This is a genomic window from Paenibacillus sp. BK033 (assembly GCF_004345425.1).
Taxonomy (GTDB): domain Bacteria; phylum Bacillota; class Bacilli; order Paenibacillales; family Paenibacillaceae; genus Pristimantibacillus.
In genome coordinates, this window is sequence record NZ_SLVP01000005.1 from 356423 (window position 1) to 383162 (window position 26740).

Sequence of the window (26740 nt, forward strand, 5' to 3'; positions counted from 1 at the left end):
AGGTCCGGCCTGCCGTATTTTTTTTGAAAGTCGGAGACATGTTGTACACAAAATGATGAAAGCTTTGAGACATCGCTTAGTTATACTTGGGTCAAGCATTCGGGTTAGAGGAGGCTAATGTATTTCCAGAGTTACAATACGCGAAAAGGGAATGAATGGAATGAAGAATAGGGGACTAATCATACTTGCCGTCTCGCTAATCGTGCTGGTCACGGCGGCTTGCAGTACGAACAAAGGCATGGAGGCAGGCGATAAGGCTAGTCACGAGCCGGGCAAGTCAGCTGTTCCTTCCGATGCTGCATCAAACGCGGAACCGGATGGAGACGCATCCGGCGGCGGTCAGAAAACAGTCGTATTCTCCGTTTTCTGGCCAGAGGAGCAATACGAACAAGTGGTAAAATCCTACGAAGCAGCACATCCGAATATCAAGATCAAGCTGCAATACGGGTTAAGCGAACCGTACAGCGACGAAGGGGGGGGAGAGCAAACGGATGCCGACATCGATAAGTTTACGACAACCACAAACACGGCGATGCTGGCCGGAAAAGGACCTGACCTGGTTGATCTCCGGTATTTGGCCGCGGACGATTATGAAAGGCATCATTTGCTTGAGGATTTAACCGCAAGAATGGACGAAGACCATACGTTTCGCAAGACGGACTACTTCACGAATGTATTAGGCAGCGAACAAGGTGAAAAGAGACTGTACAGCCTGCCGTTATCCTTCAGCTTAAGCGGCATGGTCGGAGACCGCAGCGCAATTGCCGCCACTGGAGTAAGGATCGACGATCATTCATGGACATGGGATGATTTCATGTCAGCGGGCAAGGAACTGGTGAACGCAAACGGAAAATATAAGGCGGCTATTGCCAGCGGAGAAGGTCTTCAAGTTGGCGGTACCGATTACTTCGTACGGAGCATTGTCGCGGATAACTATAGCAGGTTTGTAGACGAGACTAACCGCAAGGCAAGCTTTGATTCGCCGGAATTCACCGGCTTGCTTGAACAAATAAAAAGCATGGTTGACGATGGCATCGTCAGCACGTCGGGGCAGGGATATTTTACGAACGTATCCATCTTGTCACCGGAAGATTACTTAACGACATTAGATCTATTTGGCAAGGATACGGAATTTTATATTAAACCTCATGCGGACAGCGAGCCGGCGGGTACTTCCTTTGAAACGAGTTCGGATATTGGAATAAACGCAAATTCCAAAGTGAAGGACGCAGCCTGGGATTTCCTGAAATACATGATGGACCACACAACGATTGGCCTTCCCATCAACAAGGAGCGTTTCGATGACGCTGTACAAGCCCTGAAGAAGCGGGGAACGATTACGCCGCCAACCATTGGCTCGCAGCCCGGCAAATCCTTCAAGGTGGACGAAACGCAGCTCGACCGGCTTGAAGCATTTGCGAATGCCGCTACCCGCAAGAAGAATGCATCCGGCAAGGTGCTGGATATCGTATTCGCCAATACGTCAGCTTTCTTCGCCGGCCAGAAATCGGCGGAAGACGTAGCGAAGCTGATTCAAAATAAAGCGATGACGGTTCTCAATGAATAGAGGAGGACTGCGAGGTTGGAGAGGGGACGGCATGACGGCGCTGCTGTTCCTTGCTCCGAGCTTGATTGGATTTTCCTTGTTTTATCTCATCCCGTTTCTGCTCGGCATCTATGAGTCCTTCACTGACGGCGCGCTTGGCGGGCAATTCGTAGGCTTTAGCAATTATTCCGAGCTTCTCCATAGCGCTTCGTTCCGTAAAGCGGCCGGCAATACGATGCTGTTTACATCCGTTGGCGTTCCGCTATTAATCATTTTGTCCTTGACCCTTGCCCTCCTACTAAACAGGCGGATCTTCCTGCGCAGTGCGCTGCGGACATCGTTTATGCTCCCGCTCGTTGTGCCTGTAGCATCCGTCGTGACGGTCTGGCAAATCTTTTTCGACTGGAACGGGACCTTGAACGCATGGCTGCACGCCTTGGGAATGGCAAGAATCGATTGGATGCAATCGAATTGGTCCATGAGTATCGTTATCGCGATGTATGTATGGAAAAATATCGGCTACGATATGATCCTGCTGCTGGCGGGGCTGCAATCGATTCCGAAGGATTATTACGAGACGGCCTCGCTTGAAGGCGCCGGCCGTTTCCGTCAATTCCGCCATATTACGCTAGTTTATTTGACGCCAACCTTATTTTTCGTGCTGTTGATCTCGATCATTAACTCGTTCAAGGTGTTTCGGGAGACGTATTTGCTGGCCGGAAATTATCCGTATGACCGGTTGTATATGCTGCAGCATTATATGAATAACATGTTTTTCGAGCTGGATGTTCAAAAGCTGACGGCCGCCGCGACTATGATGGTGGCCTGCATCGTGCTCCTGACCTCGGGACTGCTCCGCACTGAACGCCGATTCAGGGAACAAACGGAGTAGGGGGCGGATCAATGAAAATTAGAGTGTCCGGACTGGCATTATCGGTGATTCTTGCCGTATTTGCAGCTGTTATGCTGTTTCCGATTGGACTTACGCTTGTAAGCTCCTTGATGACGGAAGCCGAGCTTAGCCAAAATTATCATTTAATCGGACAGATGGTGAATGCGGCCGGCGGCGGGAAGGATGCTTTCGTTAATCTGAAGCTGCTGCCGGACTGGTTGTCATTCGAACAATACGCGAAGGTATTGTTACTGAGTCCGAAGTTCCTTCACATGTTCTGGAACTCTGCCGGGCTTGCGGCGCCGATCGTCATAGGCCAGATTTTCGTTGGTTCACTGGCGGCTTACGCTTTCGCCATGCTGCGGTTTCCGGGAAGGGAAAAGCTGTTTCTTGTCTATCTGATGACGATGCTTATGCCTTTCCAGGTTACGTTAGTCCCGAATTATCTTGTAATCGATAAGCTGGGGCTTATGAACCAGCCTTCAGCCATTATATTGCCCGGCATATTCGGCGCGTTTGGCGTGTTTATGCTGCGGCAATTTATGGCTCATATTCCTTACGCGCTTTCGGAAGCCGCCAAAGTCGATGGAGCAGATCCTTTTACTATTTTTTTGCGGGTTATTCTTCCGCTGGCCCAGCCGGGTCTCGCCGCGCTGGCGGTTTTGCTGTTCGTCGATTATTGGAACATGATCGAGCAGCCGCTTATTTTCTTGCAGGACGCTGCCAGACAGCCATTGTCGCTCTATTTGGCGCAAATCAACCAATCGGAACGGGGGGCAGGGTTTGCCGCTTCCGCATTGTATATGGCCCCGATGGTGCTCTTGTTCCTGTACGCGGAGTCTTATTTCGTGGCAGGCATTCAACATTCGGGCATAAAAGGATAATCTCAGGAGTGAATGCAATGGATGATAGAAAGTCCGGCTCCGGCAAACGGAAGCTGCGGCTGCTTGCCGGTCTGTTCCTGATCCTGCTCGCGGCATGCACCCTTGCGGGAAATACGATAAGGAACCTGTCTTTGCAGAAGGTCTATACGCAAACCGCATCCAAAGGATCGGTCACGCACGAATTCGAAGGCATTGCGACTGTTCAACCGGAGCTGACGCAAGCCCTTATGAATCCGGCAGGCTGGAAAGTGAAGAAGTTGCTAGTCAAACAAGGCGATAAAGTAACGAAAGGCCAGAAATTAATCGAGTATGACGGCAGCGAAGCGATGCTTCAGCTCGATGACATGAAGACAAGTCTCGAGAAAATGCAATTGTCCATGAATCAGCTGCAGACGGATTATATTGCGGCGGTCACCGAAGGAGACGGGATCGCACTCTCTGCGGCCAAGGTTGCGCTGGATTCCGCCAAGCTTGACATGGCCTCGCAGGAGAATCACATACATAGCCTGCAAAAGAGCATTGCCGAAAGCCAATCGGTTTCCGCGCCTTTTGCGGGCATTGTAACCGAGGTTCATGCGCTTGCTGGATCGGGTCCCGGCGGTGGGCCGGATGTGATAATCGCCAATGCATCCGAAGGCTTTAAGATCCAGCTGCAGGTACCCGGCGATATAGCCCGACTCCTGGAGATCGGAGAAAAGTTGGATCAGATGAAGATAACCGGCAAAGACACGGAACAGCTTATTGGTACGATAACGTCTATCGATAATGTTGTAAACGGTGCAGTCGGGGATACGCCAGACAGCGGCAAACCGCCATCAAACGATTCTATTTCCATTCCCGGCCTAGTAACGGTTCTGCTTAAGGACAACAAGCTGATTGGCGGCGAGCGTGTGCAGGTAAAGCTTGCGAAGAGCAACAGCGAGGCCAACCTTACGCTGCCGAACGAAGCCGTGCATCAGGATGATCAAGGAGCTTATGTATTTACGCTGGAAAGCAAGGAAGGGCCTCTAGGAAATGCCTATTATGCCGCGAAGACCCGAGTTAAGGTCACTGACTCCAATGCCTATGTCACGGCTGTTACGGAAGGGCTGTTCGAGGAGCAGGAGGTCATCGTGAGCAGTACGGGGTACCTCATAGACGGGGTGCGCGTTAGAAAGTAGGAAGGTCCTATAAGTTGTAAAATGACGAGGGGCTATGTGTTCGAATAGAAGTGAAAAATAGCAGAGGATTCCTCCGGTTCTTGCTTTGAGGCTTGCCAATTTCTAGCCTAGAAGTCCGGCAGCATTCGCTTGCCCGCAATTTTGCTCAAGAAAGCTGCAAAGGAACAAAATCGAAAAATAGCGCTGCAGGGATAGCTCTCTGCAGCGCTATTTTTTAGGAGGCTTACTTTTTAATTTACCACTTAAGACGGTTCAGCTTCTTCAAGTTATAAATCAACACCAATCATGGATTGCGCAAGAGCTGGGGTATCGGTTATCAGACCGTCCACCTGAAATTTCAGCATTTCCTTCAAGTCGTGACGACCGTTCACCGTCCATACCCACACCTCCCGTCCGGAGGCATGCGCCCGGTCGACGAGCTGCTTCGTTACCATAACCTGTTCGACTGTGTAGAAGTCAACGTCTAACGAGGAAAGATTGCCGACGGCGAAATACATGATCTGACCAATGCGGATATCGGGGGAAAGCACGCGAATTTGCCTCAGCATGGTGCTGTCAAACGACTGGATATACACTTCGTTTTCCATTTCGTTCTCATGAATCAGCCGGATAACCTCCCTCACAAGCGGTTCGCTTGCGCCGTGGGGTTTCAAATCGAGCAGCAGCTTAATCCGTCCTTTTGCCTCCTGCAATACCTGCTCCAGCGTAGCGACAGGGATAGGATCACCTTCGGCGTCGTGTCCGATGGACAACCTGCTTATTTCGTCGTAGGTCAGCTGATTCACCGATTTGTTCACACCGGTCATCCGGTTAAGAGTAGCGTCGTGATTCAAGACGGCGACATTGTCTTTGGACAGCTGAATATCGATTTCAACCGATTGGATGCCCTTATTAATGGCGCTTTGAATGCCCGGCAGCGAATTTTCGGGAGCGTTCTCCGTGTCGCCGCGATGCGCGGAGATCAGGACGCTCCACTTGGCGTAGACCAGATGACTGCTCGCTTTTAGACCAACGAATAAGGCAAGGCTTATATAAACAACGGCTAATACGGCAAACAATGCCCGTTTATGAGCGAAACGCTTTATCATGCCGGACAGCGAATCTTCGAATCGTCCAAGAGTACTGCGGTACAACTTCAGGTTATCCTGCAGATGCTGTCCTTTTTCCCGTTTGAGTACGTAGAATAACCGGGTCAGCACGATGATGTTGAGAGGCATGATCGCCAGCGTCAGCATGTACGTTAGAATGGTGGACAGCGTCAAGGAATAATGATCGGAGAACGCCTTCAGCACATTATGATTAAGCCAATGAGGCAAGAGAGAGACCGACGAAAGCGTTGCGAAGCCTGTACCGATCACAAGCGCGTTTATTAAAAATAAGGAGGTCAGCACCCTGAAATGCTTGCCTCTCGTCAGCTCGAGGCTGCTCCGGATTGCGCGGCCGACGGTACGCCCTTCGAGGACGATGTAATGCAGGACGAAAATCCATCGAAGCACCAAATATACGGCTGCAAGCAGGATAAGCAAGTAGACAATGGACATCATGACGGACAAGTTCATGACGCTGCGCTCCAGTACAATAGGGAGGTTAAACAGCGCATAGAACGATTCCGACATCGGCGAGTCGACGAACGGGATCAGCACGAGCAGCAAGACAAGCAGCTGCACGGTACCGAAGCCTAACAGACTTGGCGTTTGGCGGAGGGCGGTAAAGAGGGCGTCCATGATCGCGATCCGATTGCCGAAATAACGCTGCTGAACCAGAATAATTAGAACGCACAGCTCGATAAATATTGCGAAGGAAGCGACAAGCGCAATAGCGGTAAGGCCAACCATGCTCTGCCAGCTTAATCCGAGCTGAACGATATCATCGTTCATAAGCGAGCCGGAACCAACAACGGTCAGGATACGGCTAAAGATTAAAGTAATGATGGGGATAATGATAACGCTGGTAACCAGCATAAATAAATATTCAAACAATAATAGCTGCGGGTACGCTGCGCGGAAGTCGCGAATGCTTCTACTGAGCAGCTTGAACATGGGATTCATCCTTTCTTGGCGGATCGGCATAGCTGAGCTGAGGGTCTCAGGTAGCTGTATTAACTTACCATACCGGAACTATAGTGACAATACCAGTCGAGCTTAAGGGGAATGATTGACAGAGGTAAATTTATCCAATATAATTCGAATAACTTGAATATTCAGATAACCGCGCGAGGATAACTCTCGTCCCTTCGGGATGGGAGTTTTTTTGTTTTTATTTTGCAGGATTATATGAAGGAGGGAACATCATGAACCCTATTTTTATTGGAGGCGCTTGGCCTTACGCGAATGGATCGCTGCATTTGGGACGGCTCGCGAGCTTGCTGCCGGGTGATGTGCTCGCCCGTTATTTTCGTGCGAAAGGCAATCCGGTACTGTATGTTTCGGGCAGTGACTGTCATGGCACGCCGGTTGCTGTACAGGCGCTCAACGAAGGCGTATCGCCGGGGGATATCGCAGACCGTTTTCACCGGGAGTTTACGGATTGCTTTCGGAAGCTGGGGTTTACGTACGACCTGTACACGCGCACGGACCAGGAGTTTCACCATGAGGTCGTAAAAAAGCTCTTTCTAAGCTTATTGGAGAACGGATATTTGTACAAGAAAACGATCCAGCAGACCTATTGCGAGACGGATCAGCGATTTTTGCCTGACCGTTATGTCGAAGGGACTTGCCCGGTTTGCGGCAATCGGGCTAGGGGAGATCAATGCGATTATTGCTCTACTTTGCTGGATCCCGCCGACCTATCGGATAAGACCTGCAAGATTTGCGGCAATCCGCCCGTTGAACGTCCTACCGAGCATTATTATATTTCGCTTTCCCGCTTCCAGGATGTCCTGTCGGAGTATGTTGAGCATTCGCGCGGCTGGAAAGACAATGCGGTTCAAATAACGAGAAGATATGTGAGAGAGGGACTTCGAGACCGCGCGGTTACGAGAGATTTAACCTGGGGAGTGGATGTGCCGGTTCAAGGCTTCGAGGAGAAAAAAATATACGTCTGGATTGAAGCCGTCAGCGGTTATCTGTCGGCAAGCAAGCAGTGGGCCGCGGAGACTGGAGGCAGCTGGGAACTATTTTGGCAAGAAGGCAATGATCCCATAACGGCCTATTATGTACACGGCAAAGACAATGTTCCTTTTCATACGGTCATATGGCCGGCATTGCTGATAGGAGCCGGCGGACTGCATTTGCCCGACCGGATTATTTCCTGCGAGTATATGACCTTGGAAGGAAAGAAGTTCTCCACGAGCAACAACTGGGCGGTATGGGTACCGGACATTCTAAGCCGCTATCAGCCGGATTCCATCCGCTACTTTCTGATTGCCAACGGTCCCGAGAATCGGGATACCGACTTCTCATGGCGGGAATTCATTCATAGCCATAATGGCGAATTGCTTGGCGCCTTCGGAAATCTCGTCAATCGGACGTTGTCTTTTATTGAAAAATCGTTTGAAGGACTTATCCCGGAAGGGATTCTAAGCGAGGATTGGCAGCAGACGATAGGAGACTGCTACGCTAGAAGCGGGGCATTGATAGAAGGGGGGCATATGAAAGAAGCCATTGAGCTAATATTCGCTTCCGTACGCCGCGCCAATAAGTACTTTGACGAGCAGAAGCCGTGGCTTCAGATCAAAGAAGATAAAGCGGCATGCGGGAATACGCTTCATGCATCCGTTCAGATCATTGCCAACCTGGCTCAATTATTAAACCCGTTTATTCCGTTCGCCTGCGAAGAAATAAGAAAGTTCCTGACACTGGATCAGCCGGAATGGGCAATTATTTCCGTTCCCGCGAACCGCAAAATCAAGGAGCTGAAAATCTTGTTCGAACGGATTGACGTCAGCCGTATAGAGGAAGAATCAAATCTGTTGGCGAATCGGCAGGAAATGAAAAAGAATCAATAGACCAATACTATGTTGCGAAGGATGACTAGGGGGGATGTCGATGGATCGGGGCAACCGGACGGTGCCATTTGGTCACGTAGAAGAGCCGGACACCAGAAAAGGAACCATGGTGTATTATGACACGTTCCAGGACGTGACGGACCGGCAGCTGGAGCAAGCGGCTGCGCTTGCAAAGGAAAGATCATTCGTCAAGCTTGTGCTTTACCCGCTCCATGAAGAAACGGCGAGACGCATGTGGAAACGTCCGATCGAGCCGTATTATAAGCGGGAGGATTTCTTGTTCGACTGGAGAAGAGAGCACGGGGACGACGTTATGATAGCGGTTGAGAATTGGGAAGGAAAGCGCAAGAAATATACGCCAATCGAAGCGGCTATTCGTCATCTGATGGAGGCATATCCGCCGCCGCTATTCCTGTACGTCTCGCCGGAGACGGCTAACGCGTTTGCTTCGTATCATTCATTCGAGGAATGGATCGGAAAAATACGGCTGATCATTACCGAAGCGCCTCCGGACGCGCATCCGAATCTGACGAAGTTTAGGCATCGTTGGGATACAGGCTAGAAGAGTTCGATCTCGTGGAAGCAGCTGCCAATTCTATGGCGGCTGCTTTTGTTTTGCATAAGGGCTCCCGGAATGAGGACACGCATAATTTCCGCCGTATTGGTAAAACCTGAGAAAGCAAAAAGTCAGATTATGGTGAGTAGCAGGTGATGGAATGCCAACAAGAAAAGTCAGAAGATTAGATGCTAAGCTGCTTATGCCAAGCCCAAGCAAAACGATGGATAAATACAATGGACAGAAAGTCACCTCCAGCTTGGGAGACACCATAGCTTTTTTAGACGGAATACTTGGCATGAACGAGGATTTTACAGTCCGCAAATTCAACGTATTCGGCCAATTTCCAGCCGCCATTATGTTCTTTTCTTGCATGGTCAATCAAGACAGCGTCAATTCGGATATCATGAAGGCGCTGATGTATACGCCGCCGCATCTGATTGGAAGATCAATTGAGACTAGCCAGTTATCCGACGTTATCATGAACGACTCTCTTTATCACAGCAAGAGCAGCCTACAGGGCGAATTAACGGGGCTCGTGGATTGTATTTTGCGGGGCGATACGGTTATTGCCGTAGAGGGGATGAAGGAATCCATCGTCATTACGACGAGATCCGTTGAAAAACGCTCCATTGAGCAGCCCGCAACCGAACAGGTTATCAGAGGTCCGCGCGAAGGCTTCATCGAGCCTCTCGGCACGAATATTTCCTTGATCCGATACCGGCTCCAATCTCCTGATCTCCGCATTCAGACCATGGAGATCGGCCGCAGAACCAAATCAAAGGTAGCCGTTTGTTATATAGAAGGAATTACTAATCCCGCATTAGTGGAAGAGGTTCATAATCGTCTTTCCAAAATCGATATCGACACGGTACTGGATTCCGGTTACTTGGAGCAGTTTATCGAAGACAATCATTATTCGCCGTTTCCGCAAGTTCAATATACCGAGCGGCCGGACAAGGTGGTGGCCAACCTGGCCGAAGGAAGGGTGTCCATACTCGTAGACGGTTCGCCTTTGGCGTTAGTTGTGCCTACGGTCTTTAACCAGTTCTATCAAACCGTAGAGGACTATACGGAACGATTCCTTCTGATGAGCTCGATCCGATTCGCCAGGTTGATTGCTCTCGTCTTCTCATTGGTTTTTCCGTCCCTGTACGTCTCGATTATCTCTTACAATCCGGAGCTCATTCCAACCGATTTCGCGGTAGCCGTAGCGGGAGGAAGGGCAGGCGTACCCTTCCCGGCGGTTATCGAGGTCTTCATTATCGAAATTTCGATGGAAGTGCTCAGGGAAGCTACGATCCGATTGCCGCAGCAAGTCGGGGGGGCCCTCTCGATCGTAGGCGTGTTAGTCGTGGGCCAAGCCGCAGTAGCGGCCGGATTCGCTAGTCCTATCACGGTTGTTATTATCGCTTTAACGACGATTGGGTCCTTCGCTACCCCGGCATACAATGCTGCGCTGGCGTTAAGGCTGCTTCGTTTTCCGCTCATTATATTAGCCGGCACCTTTGGGCTTTACGGGGTAATGATCGGTTTAATCCTGATAGCGAATCATCTGCTGTCCCTCAAGTCTTTTGGCGTTCCTTACCTTAGCCCGCTTATTCCGGTTGACTTTCAAGGCTTGAAGGATCTGCTGGTCAGAGGACCGTTATGGCTGATGAATAAAAGACCCGCGTTTCTTGATCCTGTCGAAGAAACAAGAGTATCGGAATCGCAGTTTGACGAGCTCAAAAAAACGTCGAAAAACGTGTTGGATCCTTTAAATGATAAGAGTGAATAGGAGGAATCGTTAGATGGAGACCCGCCAGATTACAGTCATACAGGCAGCCGCAGTTCTTGTCAGCACGATCATTGGCGTAGGCGTGTTGGCGCTGCCGCTGTTCGCGGTGCGCGCTGCCGATTCTGGCGGGCCTCTGGTAACCTTTTTGGCTATGCTGCTTGCTTTTGTAGGGTTAATTCTGATTACTCGGCTCGGCATGCGGTTTCCGGACGAAACGATTATTGACTACAGCGAGAAGATAATAGGCAAATGGCTTGCATGGATGGGGAGCTTGTTTATCATTCTCTTCTTTGCGGTACTTACGTCGTTAACCGCACGGGAGTTCGGCGAAGTTGTTGTTACTTCGGTATTAAAATCAACTCCGGTTGAAGTCACGGTTATCGTCATGCTGCTTCTCGCTGCTATTTCCACACGGCACGGAATTACCACGTTTGCTCATATTCACACGTTTTACTTTCCGTTTTTGCTGGTTCCCGTTCTTGTCATTGCCGCTTTATCTTTGAAAAATGCGGAAGCGATTAATCTGCTGCCCATTTGGGGCAATGAGCCGGGCGGAATGCTAAAGGGTACGCTAACGATCGCAGCCCTATTCCAGGGGGCATTCGTGATGACGGCCGTTATCCCGAGTATGAAGCATCCCCGAAAGGCGATGAAGGCTAGTTTTTGGGGCATGGTCATTGCCGGAGGTCTTTATGTGACTATCGTTGCCGCTACCGTCAGCGTATTTGGTGCGGAGGAGATAAAAAATCTGCTATGGCCGACCTTGGAGCTTGCCAAGGCAACGTCATTGCCCGCTAACATTTTGGAGCGGCTGGATGCGGCTTTTCTTGCCGTATGGGTGACGGCGGTGTTTACAACGCTATTCTCGAGTTACTTCTTTACGATTTATTCGATGAGTCATTTTTTTCGATTGAAAGAGCATAAGCTGTTTTCCTATTTCATTTTGCCTTTTGTTTTTGTAATGGCCATGCTGCCTAAAAACATTATTCAAATGTATGAAATTATTGAAAACGTCGGCCGCATCGGACTTATCATTACCATTGCCTACCCGGGCTTATTGCTTATCGTTTCGATTCTTCGCAAGAAGAGAGGGAACCCTGTTGCAGACAACAAGAATGTGGATCAAAATCGTTAGAGTGCTATGCATGGTTACGATTGCCGCGCCATTTCTCGCCGGATGCTGGGATAGGATGGAGATCGAGGAACGGGCAGTTGTGCTAGGGGTATCTATCGATATGGCAAATACGGAAAAAGCGGAAGAGCAAGAAGACGAAATCTCCCATTTGCATGGAACGATACCCGCACCGAGTAAAGGAATGATCCGAGTTGCCGTGCAAATAGCTCTCCCCGGAAGAATACCGTTGGGGCCAGGCGAAAGCGGAGGCGGGGGAAGCGGCTCCGTCGGAAAAACGGTGTGGGTTATCGAGGTTGTCGGCCATAGCTTAAACGACGCCTTTATGAATCTGCAGCAGCAGGTATCCAGCAAGCTTTTTTTCGGTCATTTGCGCGTCATAGTGATCTCCGAAGCCGTGGCCAGAAAAGGTCTCGAAAACATAAACGATTATTTTCGCCGAAACTCTGAAGTCCGGCGAATGGCCTGGATGATGGTCGCCAAAGGCAAGGCACGCAAATTTATGGAAGCGTCTCCGCCTCTCGAACGGGTTCCTACCCTTTATTTGATGTCAACGCTGGATGAAGGCATTCGAATGGGGAAATTTCCGAAAGACTATATCGGCATATTCTGGAGCAATGTCTCTAAAAAAGGACAGGAAGGCTTTTTGCCATTTGTTGAGATTAAGAAAGAACAGAATGTGGAGATCAAAGGTCTGGCTTACTTTGTAGGCGACCATATGGTTGGAGTGACCAAGCCGTTAGAAATAGCGGGGTATTTGGCGGTTAAAGGGATCAATCCCGCGGGTTACAGGGTGTTCGTTCAGCTCGGCAGTCCAGAACAAAGCGTCATGACGACCGCGACCCACCGCCGCTCCAAAATCAAAGTCCAAATCAAGGACGGTGTTCCGCATTTCACGATAGATATCGGAATTGAGCTAAACGTGGAAGGAAAGGTGAGCAACGATATTCAGATTAATAATCCGGATATCTTGAAATTAATCGAGGAGAAGCAAGGAGAAGATGCCGTTAAATTTTATTCCGACATCATTAAGCAATCGCAAGAAAAGGGCTCGGATTATTTCGGATTTGGCGAAATCGTACGGGCCAGAAAGTCGCAATATTGGAACAAGCGGATCAAAACGGCAGAGGAATGGAGCAAAATGTACAAGCAATGCACTTTTGAAGTCAAAGTCGCGATGAAGGTACGAAGAATCGGAATGAAAGGCGTTTAATATCCTGTTTGGCGAGGAAGGGATTACGGATGCTTGGCGGTTACACCATAGGCTATCTGTATTACGCAATTACATTGTATATCGTAAGCGGGCTGCTTATCCTTTACATTGACGTGAGAGATCTGGGCAAGGATAAAAAGAAAAAAAAGGAATGGAAGATTTCCAAATTTATCGGTTGGTTCAATATCGCCACCGGCATCCTTTTGTGGGTTGGCGACATGATTGTAGATTAATCAAACGCAGAGAAACAGCCTCAAGCCGCGCCTTGAGGCTGTTTCATGAAACCCTTTTCCTCCGAATGCGTAAAAAGTAAAAATTAGCAACCCTAAGGAAGGAAGAGGTGCGGAATGAGGAAACTTATGATTCTCTTGCTCGTCGTTTCCGCGATGATGTTAAGCGCGTGTTCATTGTTCGAGAGCGCCAATCAAACCGTGAAATACGCGGATCAAGCACAGGAGCATATGAATAGATTGTCCGATTTTGCGGAGCAGGCACCGCAAATGATTCGGGACGCCGCGACCGACCCCGAAACCAAGCAGCAGCTGGAGGACCGGTTAGTTGCGTTAAAAGAAGACATTATGCAGTTTAACCTGCTGGAAGCCCCCGCGATTGCACAGGATCTGCATCAACAATTGATCGAGAAAAATCAAGTCTTGCTTCAGGAGATTAATGACGCCTTGGCGAACGGCCATCTCGCTTTGGACCGTATACAAAACTCGCCGATCATCCAAACGATTTCAGATATAACCAGCTTGCTTAACCGCATTGAAAATTTAGGTTTGTAAAAGTCAAAAACCATCTGATTAGGAGCATAAACTCCGGGATCGGATGGTTTTTCGTTTTACCGAAACATCGGGTAGACCTGGTTATTTTCGAATAAATTCCGCACCTGATCCGCCATAAACAGAGTGGAATGCGGCATCCGGTTGCGAATCCACCATTCCAGGATGCCGATAAAGGCGGAAGCCATAAATTGGGCCTTAATCTCCTGATCGATAATTGGCTTGTCGTTCGCCTGTTCCATTTTCATCATCATATTGACGGAGAAGAAATGAAGCAATTGATCCCGGAATAGAAAAACTCGTTCATTGGAAAACATAGCCGAGAAAAAAGGGAAATGCTCGCGAAAATAATCAAACAGCTGCTGGGGATTGCCTTGACCCGACCCGCGATCTTTACATAAAGAGATGATTTCGTTGATATGCTCTTCGATACATTTGTCCAGAAGATCGTATTTGTCGCTGTAATGCAAATAAACGGTTCCGCGGTTTACATTGGCCCGGTCCGCGATCTCGTTAATCGTAATCTGTTCAAACTCTTTTTCCGTAAAAAGCTCAAGAAATGACTTCTTGATCGCCTGTTTCGTCCTAAGAATACGGCGATCCGTCTTTGCCACATTTTCCATGCCAAAGGATTCCTCCTTAAGTTAATCAACAATTGCGAAGTGAGTGTCGGATATAAAACAAAAGCGCTGCAATCAACCATTGAGAGGTTGCGATATCTGTCTATAATGTAAATCAACGGCCGTTAAATATTCAACTCGCGTTATATATCCGACACAAATTCAGCAAACAAAGGAGATAACCGCCATGGAAAATATAAAAGGTAAAGTCGTTATTATTACGGGAGCATCAAGTGGAATAGGGGAGGCAACGGCAAGGCTGCTAGCTGAAAACGGAGCGAAGGTTGTGCTGGCAGCGAGGAGAGAGGATCGTCTTCACGCAATCGTTAATGACATTAAGCAAAACGGAGGAGAAGCGGTATCCGTTAAAGCAAATGTCGTGTCTGCCGATGATATGAAGAGCCTGGCACAATTCGCATTGGATAAGTATGGCCGTATCGATGTCTTGGTAAACAACGCCGGCATTATGCCAAGCTCCAGAATGAACGAGCTGCGGGTGGAAGAGTGGGAGCAAATGATTGATGTGAATATCAAAGGCGTGTTGTACGCAATCGCAGCGGTGTTACCGATTATGCGCGAGCAAAAGTCCGGTCATGTCATTAATTTGTCTTCCACCTCGGGCTATCACGTATCCGCCACTTCCGCCATATACGCGGCTACCAAATTTGCCGTAAGGGCGATCTCGGAAGGGCTGCGCCTGGAGGAATCCGCTTCATCGGGTATTCGATCCACCGTCGTAGCTCCAGGCTTGACAAGTACGGAGCTCTTCGGCAGCATCACAAGTCCCGAGGTGCAAGCCGTCGCCAGCCAGATACGCGATATGGGAATTGCTCCGTCCCGAATCGCGAAAGCTATCGCTTATGCAATCAGTGAACCTGACGACGCTCTCATTAGCGAAATTATGGTAAGACCAACCGCATTAGCTTAAGGCATACCGGTATAGGGGACTGCCGATAATAACCTATCGGCAGTCTTTGCATGAAGCATTGACTTGACACGCGAAAAAATTCGCTGTATTGTTAACTTGCAAATAGTTAATTGATTAATTATAAAGGAGGCTAACCGTATAGAGAAATGGGACCCGTTTGAGAAGCCTCTTCTCCAAATCGATGTTTTTCTAACGATTTATAAAACCAGTCATCATCTGGTACAGAAGCTGGAAGAGCATCTTGGGAAGTTTGATTTGACGCTTGGCCGTTGGTGCTTGCTCGTCGCCTTGAAAAGAGGCGGAAAGCCGATGCTTCCGTCCGAATTAAGCGATGATCTCGCCGTGACAAGGGCGAATATCAGCAACTTGCTGAACACGTTGGAAAAGGCGGGAAGGATTCAAAGAGATTTTGATCCCTCTAACCGAAGACGAGTCCTTGTGCGATTAACATCGCAAGGCGAGGCTCTGATTGAAACGGTGTGGCCCGTCTACGAGGATACAATCAAAGAGCATATTGGAAAGCTATCGATGGAAAATCAGTCTAGGCTGAAAGAATTATTGAGCATTTTATTCTAAATCACGATTTCCGTCCTGGAAAAGGACGGCTTTCGTCCAATAGTTAATTAATTAATTATTAGCAGTTTAATATAAATCCGTGATAGTTTAAAAGGAGACCGAGCTTATGTTAGACAATAAGGTTGTTATTATAACCGGAGGAGGATCCGGTATCGGATTTGCCGCCGCACAAATGTTTGCGGCCAAGGGAGCCAAGGTGCTCATTACCGGACGTCGGGCGGAAGTATTGGAAGAAATTACGGCAAAGCATCCGAATATCAGAGGTTTTGTTGCTGATTCAAGCGATCCCGATTCGGCTGCCGGTACGGTTGCGGCAGCAATAGGGCTATGGGGACGGTTGGATATTATTGTGAATAATGCGGGAGCAGGCGGTATTATGCCGCTAGAGCATGTGAATGCCCAAGCCATAACAGACATCTTCGCGGTAAATGTAGTAGGTCCAACGCTGCTTGCAGCTGCTGCTATTCCTTATCTGGAGAAAACAAACGGACTAATCCTCAATATGTCGAGCACTTATGGCAGTAAAGCGGGAGCCAATTTGTCGCTATACGGTTCGAGCAAAGCTGCAATGGAGTACATGACGCGAAGCTGGGCGCTTGAGCTCGCTCCGAAGGGCATTCGCGTGAATGCCATAGCGTCCGGACCTGTCGAGACTTCTTTTCTCCAGGAGCGGATGGGACTTACTCCGGAACAGGCTGAAGCGGTGAAGGAGCATGAACGCAAGAGCATACCTCTTGGCCGCCGCGGAGAGCCTAAAGACGTTGCCGCATGGATTGTGACTCTCTCCGAACCGGGTATGGATTGGATAACGGGTCAGGTTATCGCGATAGACGGCGGCCTGAACGTCACTTAAAAACTTTTTCGCTAAGGCTGTCACAAAACGAAACCGTCAATTGTCTTAATAACGTCACAACAAATTTGAGGAGGAATACGAAATGACACAACGTGTAAATTATATGCAGCAATCGCCTGAGTTTACGAAAAAAATGATGGAGCTGAGCTATGCGGAGAAATCCAGTTCCATTGATACGAAGATTATTCATCTCGTTCACATCCGGGCTTCCCAAATGAACGGCTGCGGATTCTGTCTGGATATGCATGTGAAAGAAGCTAAGATTCACGGAGAGAGAGAACTGCGTCTTTACCATCTCGCGGTCTGGAGAGAATCCACCTTGTTCGACGCCCGGGAAAGAGCAGCGCTCGCTTGGACTGAGGTTTTGACTAAACTGCCGGAGCATGGCGTATCCGACGAAATCTACAACCATGTCCGCGAACAATTCACGGAGAAGGAAATCTCCGACCTGACCTACTCGATCATGGCGATCAATGCCTGGAACCGCGCAAACGTTGCTTTTAGAACCGAGCCTGGCTCCGCGGATGCAGCTTTTGGCTTGTCAAAAGCCGGTCTGAACTAATTCGGGCTTAATAACGGAAATGAAATCATCATAGGAGGCAGGAGACCCGGCAGCGGGTCTCCTTTCTTTTTTACTTGCTCCAATTTTGCCGGTAATGCTTAGTGTTCTTCTCATCACACTGTTTTGTTGATATCTACGGTGGTACCGTTTATATTAGGTGAATGTTCTATTTAAATGCATTTCGTTATAATTAGACATAAAAGAAGTGGGGGAGAAGTTGATTAGCGCTCATGATTTTTGGCTTCCTATACGGTTATCCTTATTGGTAGCCCTGTGTTCAAGCTTTTTTGTGCTGTTTCTTGGAGTAGCTGCAGCGTGGTGGATCTCCCGCACTAAACTAAAAAGCAAGATTTTTATCGAAACCGTATTTATGCTGCCGCTAGTCCTTCCGCCGACTGTCGTCGGTTTTTTATTGCTTTTCTTATTGGGAAGGAGAAGCTGGCTGGGGCGGGCTATCGAATGGCTATTCTCGGCTCCCGTTATCTTTACCTGGTGGGCTGCCGTTATAGCTGCAGTCGTCGTTTCTTTTCCGCTGGTGTATCAGACGATGAAGGTTGGCTTTCAATCCGTTGATAAAAGATTAGAAGAGGCGGGGCGGTCAATCGGAGCGAACGAACGGCAGGTATTCTGGCACATTACGCTGCCGCTGGCATTCCGATCGCTTATTTCGGCTTATATTCTTGGCTTTGCACGAGGTCTAGGAGAATTCGGCGCCACGCTGATGATAGCGGGAAACATTCCGGGCAAGACTCAAACGTTGCCCACCGCCATCTATGTAGCCGTTGATTCCGGCCATACAACGCTGGCTTGGGCATGGACAGGCTCTATCATCGTGATCTCATTTATTTTGCTTTTCCTAAGCCGGCGTTAACGCAAAGCAGCTTCCGAGATTCGGCAGCTGTTTTTTTGTACTGAAATATTCACTATTCCTTCAAGGAACGGCCACATGGCCGGCCATATTCATCCGAGTCGAAGATGTATAATCGACCTAGGAAAGGAGTGTATGCGATGAAAACCAGCCTATTCAAATCCCCGGCCATGTGGCTTATTCTAGCTATCGTTGTTATATGCACATTATTTTTTGTTTTCTTCTCCTCATCCAACTCGAAGACCGCTGCGGAAACGCCCGCCGTGACGATGCAGGACGGCTATCAGGTGGTGACGATCCAAGCCAAGAAAGACGGTTTTTACCCTTCCGATATTGAAATTAAGGCAGGAGTTCCCGTAAAGCTGAATTTTGTCAAGAATACCTCTTTTACCTGCATTACAAGCGTCGATTCGGATGAGCTCGGATTTGATCTTTATTTGAAAAAAGGGGAGAATGTGACGACTTTGGACCATTTAAAGCCCGGGTCGTATCCATTTGATTGCGGAATGTACATGTACCACGGCACCATTACGGTAGTTGCTTGATTGACCGATTCGAATGGCTGCAGATTCACGATCTGGGGTTTTTTGCGTTACATCAATTTTCGGATAAGCAAGCTTAGCAGCTTGGTTTGATTAGCAGCCTGCATCCGGGATTACATAATGGCTTTATTTCGGGTAACGCTATAAGATGGCACGATGGCACGGCATCGCGACATCTAGGGGTAGGAGAATAAACATGACCAACAGCGAAAGCATAGTGGAAAAAATAAAAGATTGCGCGTTCCCATTAAAAAGCCCGGCAGATCTTGACCCGTTAATTCATGCCATTGGGGATGCGGATATCGTATTATTGGGCGAAGCCTCCCACGGCACGTCCGAGTTTTACACTTGGAGAGCGGAGTTATCCAAGAGGCTGATTGCCGACAAAGGCTTCTCCTTTATTGCGGTCGAAGGGGATTGGCCATCCTGTTATACCCTGAATCGCTATGTAAAACAGTATAACGGCGCTGCTCCCAATTCGAGAGAGGCGCTGCGCGACTATAACCGGTGGCCAACCTGGATGTGGGCGAATGAAGAAATTTTGCAATTTGCGGGATGGCTTTACGACTACAATCGATCTCAAATGCCGGATACGAGGATCGGATTTTACGGCCTTGACGTTTACAGCTTGTGGGAATCCATGGATGAGATTTTGAAGCATCTGGAGAAGACGGGTTCTCCGGAGCTGGACATCGCTCGCAAGGCGTTTGCCTGCTTCGATCCCTATAACCGCGAAGCGCAAAACTACGGGGTCTCGGCTGCTTTTCTATCCGAAAGCTGCGAACAAGAGGTTGTACGGTTATTGAAAGAGCTTCAAAGCAAAAGACAGCAAGGCGATAACCGCGATGAAGCGCTCCTCAGCGATGAGCTGAACGCCCTCGTGGCCGTAAACGCAGAACGGTACTATCAATCGATGGTGCGCGGAGGACCCGAATCCTGGAATATACGGGATCAACACATGGTTGAAGCGCTGGACCGAATCAAGACCTTTTACGGTCAAGGGGCCAAGGCTATTGTGTGGGAGCATAACACGCATATCGGGGACGCCCGGGCAACGGATATGCTTGAGGACGGAATGGTAAACGTCGGCCAGCTGGTGCGGGAGAAGTATGGGGAAGACCGGGTATATGCCGTTGGTTTCGGAACGCATAGGGGCACCGTTATTGCTTCGGATCAATGGGGCGGCGAGATAAAAACAATGACCGTGCCGGAAGCCTTGAAAGACAGCTGGGAAGATCTCGTGCATCGCGCCGGGGCTTTCGATAAGATCCTGATGCTCGACCGGCAAGATTTTACCGAACCGATTGGCCATCGGGCGATTGGCGTCGTTTATAACCCCCGTCGAGAGAGAGGGAACTACGTTCCAACAATTTTGCCGCAAAGATACGACGCGTTTATTCACATCGATGAATCGCATGCGCTGTCACCGCTTAAACAGGAAGTATTGCACATATAAACAGGAAGAAAGGGATATTCCCAAATGGGAACATCCCTTTCTTATTCCTTAGACAAGCGCGCCGGCTTTCTCCACGATGGCTACCGCTTGTTCATAATCCTCTTCTTCAACAATAACGGTCAGAAGAATGTCTCGCCCGGCCGTTTCATCATCTTGTCCACCACTGCTCATACCGCTCGCGCTAACGTGTGCCGCCGCCAGGATGGCGGCATCCCGGTCCGAGAAATCTCCGCCCAGGGTTAGGTAGCCAAGTCCCGGGAAATCGCCCGTAATCGGATTGCGAATCCGATCCGATCCGTCGCCCGGATACCCGTCAAACCGGTTAATGGAGCTGTCTATAACCTTTAACGGCATTAATTGCTCGAGTGCTTTCTCCGCTTGCTCGGGACTTTTGAAATAAGCGAGAATATTTTTTTCCGCCATGGCCATCCCCCGGTTCTACGATCGTCATTATTCAGGATTCATGGTGTATGTTGCGCGTATCGTCTGGAAACTATGCACTGCGATTAACCGTTAAGAGCTGTTTCGTATGAAATCGATAATTTCGTCCACCCTAAGGTTGATTGCGAAACGAATGTAACAGTGAGGTGAGCCGATGTGTCAAATTCAAGCGGGTTATTGACTCCGCCGGCACGCGATACGCAGGTATTCGTTCCGGAGCTTGTGTATTTCGAGCCCGATGCGCTGAACTATCCGAAAGGCCAACGAATCCATGAATGGGCCAAGAAGCAAGGACTACCGATTCAAATGACCACTTCGCATAACCGGATCACCAATTTACCCGGGGAAAGCGATTTGGAGAAATACCGGATTGCCAAACGAACGCTTGTCGTAGGCATTCGGAAAACGTTAAAATTCGACCAGTCAAAGCCTTCGGCTGAATACGCCATTCCCATTGCCACGGGTTGCATGGGGCATTGCCATTATTGCTATTTGCAGACCACGCTTGGAGCTAAGCCGTATATCCGCGTCTACGTCAACACCGACGATATCCTTGCTCAGGCTAAAAAATATATCGACGAGCGCGCGCCGGAGATTACCCGCTTCGAGGCAGCCTGTACCTCCGATCCGGTTGGCCTTGAGCATATTTCCGGCTCACTCAAGGAATACATCGAATTTATGGGGAAGCAGCCTCTTGGACGGCTCCGCTTCGTCACGAAGTATCACCATGTCGAGCCGCTCCTCGATGCCAAGCATAACAAGCATACCCGGTTTCGTTTCAGCGTGAACGCCGATTATGTCATTAAACATTTCGAGCCGGGCACTTCGAAATTTTACGAACGAATTACAGCGGCCGGAAAGGTTGCCCACGCAGGTTATCCGCTAGGATTTATTATTGCTCCAATCATTTGGCATGAAGGCTGGGAAGACGGTTATGCCGAACTCATCAGTCTATTAAAAACTGCGCTTCCGCCCGAAGCATGCACCGACCTGACTTTCGAGCTGATCCAGCATCGTTTCACAAAAACGGCGAAAAATGTGATTCAGCAGCGCTACCCCAAATCCAAGCTGGAGATGGACGAAGAAAGCCGGAAATACAAATGGGGGCGTTGGGGCCAAGGGAAATACGTTTACCCTGACGAGCAGGCTAACGCACTGAAGGAATTTATTTATAAACAGATTCACGATCATTTTCCCGAAGCCAAGATCGAATACTTTACTTGAAACGCGAGGGAGGTGCAGCGATGAATGAAGATCGGATTATGGAGGCGCTCGAAAACGTGATGGATCCCGAAGTAGGCGTAAATATCGTGGATCTCGGACTTGTATACGGTATTAAGGAAGAAGAAAACGGGAAGGCAGTTATCGAAATGACCTTGACTATTCCCGAATGCCCTTTGGCGGATCGCATTATTGCGGATGTCAAAAAAGCAGCCGGATCGGTTGACGGCGTAAAGCAAGCCGAAGTCCAGCTCGTCTTTGAACCGAAATGGACGCCGGCCAGGATGAACGATGAGGCCAGAGAACAGATTCGTGCCCGGCAATCGGCTATGTTATAATCGGGTTAAGCTAAGTTGCGGGTATCGGTCAACTTAGCTTTTCTTCCGGGCTGTACCGTACATATTTGATGGTCTTCAAGACATCCGTTTAAGAATTACATAAGGAGGATCCTATGCGATATCTTCGAATCTGTTCTCTGTACGCGATCATTCTTGCACTTCTTGTTCTGACCGGTTGCGGAACGGCTGAGCCGGAGCAACCCGTGAACAGCGAGACGCCAACGCCTGCCGATCCGATAGCCGAGCTTGCAGCATCCATGAGCTTAACCGAGAAGATAGGTCAAATGGTATTGGTGGGAATGGACGGCACGGAAATACAGCCTGAAATAAGCAAGCTTATCAAAGACAACCACATTGGCGGGATTATTCTCTATAGCAATAATATCGAGTCTCCGTCGCAGACAATTAAGCTGGTTAACGATCTCAAGCAAATCAACCGAAACAATGGCGCGAAGCTTCCGCTTCTCTTGAGCACGGACCAGGAGGGGGGCCGGGTCTCCCGATTGCCCAAGCCAATTCAGGCATTTCCGGCCAGCAGGACGGTAGGGAAGACCAATGATCCCCAATATGCCAATCGGGTAGGCGCGGCATTGGGCGAAGCGGTGAAAGCGATTGGTATGAATACCGATTTCGCACCCGTTCTCGATGTCAATACAAACCCCAAAAACCCGGTCATCGGAAACCGTGCTTTTGGTACCACGGCAGAGTTGGTCAGCAGCATGGGCGTGCAGGAGATGCTTGGCATCCAATCGCAGGGAGTCATTCCGGTAGTCAAGCATTTTCCCGGGCACGGCGATACCTCCGTCGATTCCCACCTGGGGCTGCCGGTGGTCGATCATGATCTCGAGCGGCTGCGCTCCATCGAATTTGTCCCCTTCGGCTCCGCAATTAAGCAAGGAGCGCCTATGGTGATGGTCGCGCATATCTTGATGACGAAGCTTGATCCGGATACGCCGGCTTCCATGTCAAAGAAAGTCATCCAGGATTATTTGAGAGGGGAGCTTAAGTTCGGAGGAGTTGTTATTACGGACGATATGACAATGGGGGCTGTGGGGAAGGTGAAGGCCGTCGGGCCAGCATCGGTGCAATCGGTATTAGCAGGAGCGGATATTATCCTGGTCGGTCATGACCCGGTGCAGCAGCAAACCGTGATTGACGCCCTGACGGCAGCTGCGCAAAGCGGCGAAATCCCTCCGTCTGTTCTGGATGCGAGCGTTTACCGTATAATCAAGCTAAAGCAAAGCTTCCAATTATCGGACAAGCCGACTTCGCCTTTCGATGTAACAACGCTGAACAAACACATTCAAGCCGCACTGGAAAAATAAGATGCTGTACGCGAAAACCATCGATGGGATATATCATCCATCTGATGGTTTTCGCTATGTATATGAAGCTCATTAATATCGAAAATGGAGCTGGCCCGCGGGAAACCTGCGGGCTTTTTTGTTTTTGTACAGTTTTATGCGAAGCGTTTAATACAGTATTTAACCCGAAATACAGCCTGATAGTGCTGTTATTCGAGAATTGAACAGTTTCCATATGACCCGGGATCGGGCACGATGGAGGAGCGGAGAAGGGAGATCCGGTTCCGCCTTATACCAAGCGCGAAGGAGAGATGACCTTAATGAAATCCAAACGATTGGTGACCGGCTTGTTCCTGTCGCTGGCCCTGTTGTTCACGGCATTCCCGCTGCCTGGTGCAGCCGCCGGGGCATCACCAGCCCATAGGAACATCATTTCGGCTGCGGATTATGGCGCAAACGGCCAGGATGGACTGGATGACCGCGCAGCCATTCAAGCCGCCATAGATGCGGCAGATACGGGCGATACCGTTATGATTCCGAAGGGTACTTACCAGCTGTCCGGCACCTTATCGGGCAAATCCGGCGTAACGATCAGGGGCGAGAAAAGGGATAAGACGATCATTCAATTCACGTCGGGTTCGGATACATATATGTTCTATTTGCACAACGTTACGCATGCTTCGGTATCGGACCTCACGCTAGACGCCGGCGGAAGCCAAATCGCGATGTCCGCCGTAGTATCCGAAGGCGGCAGCCATAACAGGATGAACAATCTCAGGGTTCAAAACTTTGAAGCAGCCGAAGGCTTTGGCCCGCATGCTCTCTATGTGATAGGCTCCACCGACGCCAGTATTACCAACAATAGGATATCCAATATCGGAACCGCTTCCATATGGGGCGCTGGCATCCGCGCGGGCTGGGGTTCTTCCAACGTGCTGGTCGAGAATAACGAAATTTCAAATACGGGACGCGGCGGCATTCTGATCAATGACGATAGTCCTGGAGCCGTCATACGCTCCAACAAAATAACCGGATCCGGTCTGAAAGAGCATGGATTGTCCATTGAATTGCACACGAACGTGAATCATTCCGTCATTGAAGACAATGAGGTCGACTTCTGGATCAGCGCGGTTCGCTCCGATACGATTGCGGTACGACGTAACATCGTGAAACCCAAAGACGGAAGAGTAGGCAGCATTGGCCTCGAGGTCATGGCGGATAACGCCGTCACAACGGACAATATCGTGGACGGGGGCCAGCAGGTTGGCATACAGCAATCGCCCGGCACGGGGTATCAGTTGTGGGGCTACAACGTAGTGAAAAACATGGTGATGTGGGGAATGCAGCTCCAGGGCGAAGGCACGGGGCAAACGGAGCAGTTCCAGTATTTTTACAGAAACAGCTTCATGGATACGCAGGAAGGCAACCCTGCCGCGGCGTATCCGGGCTACGACGGGAACGGCGTACGCATTCACGGCAGCTCGCAGAATCTGACGTTCGACAGCAACCTCATCTCGGGCAACGGACGAAAAGGGATCGAGTTTACGGGGGCGGCAGGCGTTGACCGGCTGAGCTTTACCAATAATCTAATAACGGGAAACAAGGCTGCTGCAGTCGATCCGTATCCTGCCGCTGCCGGCCATTTGGAATGGCAAGGGAATACCGTGCTCCGCAATGGCAGCAATTCGCAACCTGCTTCGCGCGGCTTCGAGAATGCAAAACCAACGGCAGACTTTGATGCGCCAATGATCGTGCGCGTCGGCGAGCCTGTCGCGTTCGTGAACAAATCAAAGGATGATGGCTCGATCTCGCATCAGCTCTGGGATTTTGGCGAGGGTCTTCCAAGTTCAAGCGTGCAGCCGACTTTTGTATACGACCGGCTTGGCGCTTATCGGGTAACCTTGGTTGTCTGGGATAACGAAGGACGCGCCAGCCTTAAGGAACGAACCGTAGTCGTGCGCCCGGGCAAACCGGATACGCAGTCCCCTTCGGCTCCGGGCGATCTCGTCTCGCCGCTGCAGACCGATGAAACCGTTGCTCTCAGCTGGAGTCCGGCATCGGATAACGTTGGCGTCGTAAGTTACGACGTGTATGTCAACGAAACATTGGCCGGATCAACTGCCCCGGGAGAAACGACTTATCTCGCAACGGGGTTGTCTCCGTCAACGGCGTATCTAATCGTGCTTCGTGCAAGAGATGCTGCCGGTAACGTATCCTCGCCAAGCGCAACGCTTTCGGTTACGACGGAAGCTCCCGATGCCACGCCTCCAACAAAGCCTAACGGCCTGACCGCAGCGGCAATCGGCGAGACGAATGTTAGTCTCAACTGGACAGCGTCATCGGACAATAAGGAGGTTACGGGGTATGAGGTATACCGGGGAGGTATCCTGATCGGCACGACAAACGGGGCGACGACTCACTATGAAGCAACCGGATTGCTGCCGGGTACTTCGAATCGTTTTACGGTAAAGGCGAAGGATGCGGCGGGCAATGCTTCGGAAGCCAGCGATCCGGCAACAGCCGTTCAGCCTGCTCCAATAGGCGACGTGTATTTGAGTGATTATGGGTGGGACATCGGAACGGCGGGCTGGGGCAGCGTTATGCGCGATAAATCTTCCGACGGCCGGGTAATTACGCTAAACGGAACCGAGTACGCCAAAGGTCTCGGCACGCATGCGGATTCGGAAATCATCTACGCGGTAGGCGGTGCGTACAATCGTTTCCTTGCTGAGGTTGGCGTGGATGACGAGACGTACGGCAATGGCGCGGTCAGCTTCCAAGTGTGGCTCGACGGAGAGCTAGCCTACGACAGCGGCGTATTGACCGCGGAATCGGAGACCGCTTTGATCGATCTGGACATCAGCGGCGCGCAAGCGCTAAAGCTGGTCGTCACAAACGGCGGCAACGGAAACGACTGGGATCATGCGGACTGGGGAAATGCAGTTATCGTATACGGCAGTACGAGTAACGGCTAGCAATGCACGAAAAAAAGGCCGTCGGCCCTTGCCGCTTTTGCACTTTCACGAAGGGAGGTGAAGCCCGGTTCAGGGCAGTTAGCTACAGAGAGAGGAACTTCTTGGGATCATAACAGGGGAGAAGAAGCCGGAAGCATCTGTATGCCATTATCCCAGTAACGAAAG

25 protein-coding genes are annotated in these 26740 nt (G+C 49.9%); 22 read left to right on the forward strand and 3 right to left on the reverse strand.

Features of this window, described 5'->3' with window-relative positions:
- Positions 1 to 160: 160 nt before the first annotated feature.
- From EV294_RS19010 to EV294_RS19025, 4 genes are read left to right on the forward strand one after another with little or no spacing between them, the layout of a single operon-like run.
- The gene (locus EV294_RS19010; protein WP_165930735.1) at positions 161 to 1567 is read left to right on the forward strand and encodes an ABC transporter substrate-binding protein; all 1407 of its coding nucleotides are present in this window, start codon (positions 161 to 163) and stop codon (positions 1565 to 1567) included.
- Positions 1560 to 2438 carry a carbohydrate ABC transporter permease gene (locus EV294_RS19015; protein ID WP_481856082.1) on the forward strand — a complete coding sequence of 293 codons (879 nt, stop codon included), beginning with the start codon at positions 1560 to 1562 and terminating at the stop codon, positions 2436 to 2438. The genes EV294_RS19010 and EV294_RS19015 overlap by 8 nt, the downstream gene beginning before the upstream one ends.
- Before the next feature lie 11 nt (positions 2439 to 2449).
- Entirely contained in the window at positions 2450 to 3322 is an 873-nt protein-coding gene (locus EV294_RS19020; protein WP_132309582.1) for a carbohydrate ABC transporter permease, read from the forward strand.
- Between the two features lie 17 nt (positions 3323 to 3339).
- Positions 3340 to 4482, forward strand: coding sequence for an efflux RND transporter periplasmic adaptor subunit (locus EV294_RS19025; protein WP_132309584.1), 1143 nt, complete (start codon positions 3340 to 3342; stop codon positions 4480 to 4482).
- Between the two features lie 266 nt (positions 4483 to 4748).
- Here EV294_RS19025 and EV294_RS19030 read toward each other — a convergent pair whose 3' ends face one another.
- Positions 4749 to 6521, reverse strand: a complete 1773-nt coding sequence (locus EV294_RS19030; protein WP_243711710.1) for a glycerophosphodiester phosphodiesterase — start codon at positions 6519 to 6521, stop codon at positions 4749 to 4751.
- A gap of 251 nt (positions 6522 to 6772) precedes the next feature.
- Here EV294_RS19030 and metG point away from each other — a divergent pair, with 251 nt between their 5' ends.
- The 7 genes from metG to EV294_RS19065 all read left to right on the forward strand — a co-directional run bounded on the left by metG (position 6773) and on the right by EV294_RS19065 (position 13894).
- The gene (metG, locus tag EV294_RS19035; RefSeq protein ID WP_132309588.1) at positions 6773 to 8428 is read left to right on the forward strand and encodes a methionine--tRNA ligase; all 1656 of its coding nucleotides are present in this window, start codon (positions 6773 to 6775) and stop codon (positions 8426 to 8428) included.
- Positions 8429 to 8468: 40 nt separating this feature from the next.
- Positions 8469 to 8990: a hypothetical protein gene (locus tag EV294_RS19040; RefSeq protein WP_132309845.1), complete on the forward strand. Its 522-nt coding sequence runs from the start codon at positions 8469 to 8471 to the stop codon at positions 8988 to 8990.
- Positions 8991 to 9144: 154 nt separating this feature from the next.
- Positions 9145 to 10764, forward strand: coding sequence for a spore germination protein (locus tag EV294_RS19045; RefSeq protein ID WP_132309590.1), 1620 nt, complete (start codon positions 9145 to 9147; stop codon positions 10762 to 10764).
- 13 nt (positions 10765 to 10777) lie between these two features.
- Positions 10778 to 11899, forward strand: a complete 1122-nt coding sequence (locus EV294_RS19050; protein WP_132309592.1) for a GerAB/ArcD/ProY family transporter — start codon at positions 10778 to 10780, stop codon at positions 11897 to 11899.
- Positions 11865 to 13109: a Ger(x)C family spore germination protein gene (locus EV294_RS19055; RefSeq protein WP_132309594.1), complete on the forward strand. Its 1245-nt coding sequence runs from the start codon at positions 11865 to 11867 to the stop codon at positions 13107 to 13109. Before EV294_RS19050 ends, EV294_RS19055 begins: the two co-directional genes overlap by 35 nt.
- Positions 13110 to 13138: 29 nt before the next feature.
- A complete protein-coding gene (locus tag EV294_RS19060; RefSeq protein WP_132309596.1) occupies positions 13139 to 13342 on the forward strand; it encodes a CLC_0170 family protein in 204 nt (67 codons plus the stop codon).
- 114 nt (positions 13343 to 13456) lie between these two features.
- Complete coding sequence (locus tag EV294_RS19065) at positions 13457 to 13894, forward strand: DUF6376 family protein (protein ID WP_132309598.1); 438 nt, start codon at positions 13457 to 13459, stop codon at positions 13892 to 13894.
- A gap of 56 nt (positions 13895 to 13950) precedes the next feature.
- On the opposite strand, the gene EV294_RS19070 is transcribed toward EV294_RS19065, so the two are convergent.
- Positions 13951 to 14514, reverse strand: coding sequence for a TetR/AcrR family transcriptional regulator (locus tag EV294_RS19070; RefSeq protein WP_132309600.1), 564 nt, complete (start codon positions 14512 to 14514; stop codon positions 13951 to 13953).
- A 184-nt stretch (positions 14515 to 14698) separates the two neighbouring features.
- Between EV294_RS19070 and EV294_RS19075 the strand changes: the two genes are divergently transcribed.
- The 7 genes from EV294_RS19075 (at position 14699) to EV294_RS19105 (ending at position 20296) form a co-directional block, all read left to right on the forward strand.
- Positions 14699 to 15439, forward strand: coding sequence for an SDR family oxidoreductase (locus tag EV294_RS19075; protein ID WP_132309602.1), 741 nt, complete (start codon positions 14699 to 14701; stop codon positions 15437 to 15439).
- A 255-nt stretch (positions 15440 to 15694) separates the two neighbouring features.
- Positions 15695 to 16015 (forward strand): transcriptional regulator, encoded by a 321-nt coding sequence (locus EV294_RS31120; RefSeq protein WP_165930736.1) that lies wholly within the window; start codon positions 15695 to 15697, stop codon positions 16013 to 16015.
- A gap of 106 nt (positions 16016 to 16121) precedes the next feature.
- The gene (locus tag EV294_RS19085) at positions 16122 to 16868 is read left to right on the forward strand and encodes an SDR family NAD(P)-dependent oxidoreductase (protein ID WP_132309604.1); all 747 of its coding nucleotides are present in this window, start codon (positions 16122 to 16124) and stop codon (positions 16866 to 16868) included.
- Between the two features lie 82 nt (positions 16869 to 16950).
- Positions 16951 to 17430, forward strand: a complete 480-nt coding sequence (locus EV294_RS19090) for a carboxymuconolactone decarboxylase family protein (protein WP_132309606.1) — start codon at positions 16951 to 16953, stop codon at positions 17428 to 17430.
- Between the two features lie 217 nt (positions 17431 to 17647).
- Positions 17648 to 18301 (forward strand): molybdate ABC transporter permease subunit, encoded by a 654-nt coding sequence (gene modB, locus EV294_RS19095; protein WP_132309608.1) that lies wholly within the window; start codon positions 17648 to 17650, stop codon positions 18299 to 18301.
- Positions 18302 to 18438: 137 nt separating this feature from the next.
- Positions 18439 to 18843 carry a cupredoxin domain-containing protein gene (locus EV294_RS19100; protein ID WP_165930737.1) on the forward strand — a complete coding sequence of 135 codons (405 nt, stop codon included), beginning with the start codon at positions 18439 to 18441 and terminating at the stop codon, positions 18841 to 18843.
- 193 nt (positions 18844 to 19036) lie between these two features.
- A complete protein-coding gene (locus tag EV294_RS19105) occupies positions 19037 to 20296 on the forward strand; it encodes an erythromycin esterase family protein (protein WP_132309620.1) in 1260 nt (419 codons plus the stop codon).
- Between the two features lie 48 nt (positions 20297 to 20344).
- On the opposite strand, the gene EV294_RS19110 is transcribed toward EV294_RS19105, so the two are convergent.
- The gene (locus EV294_RS19110) at positions 20345 to 20719 is read right to left on the reverse strand and encodes a hypothetical protein (protein ID WP_132309622.1); all 375 of its coding nucleotides are present in this window, start codon (positions 20717 to 20719) and stop codon (positions 20345 to 20347) included.
- Between the two features lie 174 nt (positions 20720 to 20893).
- Between EV294_RS19110 and splB the strand changes: the two genes are divergently transcribed.
- From splB to EV294_RS19130, 4 genes are all read left to right on the forward strand, one after another.
- Positions 20894 to 21961 carry a spore photoproduct lyase gene (gene splB / locus EV294_RS19115; protein WP_132309624.1) on the forward strand — a complete coding sequence of 356 codons (1068 nt, stop codon included), beginning with the start codon at positions 20894 to 20896 and terminating at the stop codon, positions 21959 to 21961.
- A 20-nt stretch (positions 21962 to 21981) separates the two neighbouring features.
- Positions 21982 to 22296 carry a metal-sulfur cluster assembly factor gene (locus EV294_RS19120; protein WP_132309626.1) on the forward strand — a complete coding sequence of 105 codons (315 nt, stop codon included), beginning with the start codon at positions 21982 to 21984 and terminating at the stop codon, positions 22294 to 22296.
- A 113-nt stretch (positions 22297 to 22409) separates the two neighbouring features.
- Complete coding sequence (gene nagZ, locus EV294_RS19125; RefSeq protein WP_132309628.1) at positions 22410 to 23621, forward strand: beta-N-acetylhexosaminidase; 1212 nt, start codon at positions 22410 to 22412, stop codon at positions 23619 to 23621.
- Positions 23622 to 23920: 299 nt separating this feature from the next.
- On the forward strand, positions 23921 to 26575 hold the full coding sequence (locus tag EV294_RS19130) for an NPCBM/NEW2 domain-containing protein (RefSeq protein WP_165930738.1): 2655 nt from the start codon (positions 23921 to 23923) through the stop codon (positions 26573 to 26575).
- Positions 26576 to 26740: the final 165 nt, after the last annotated feature.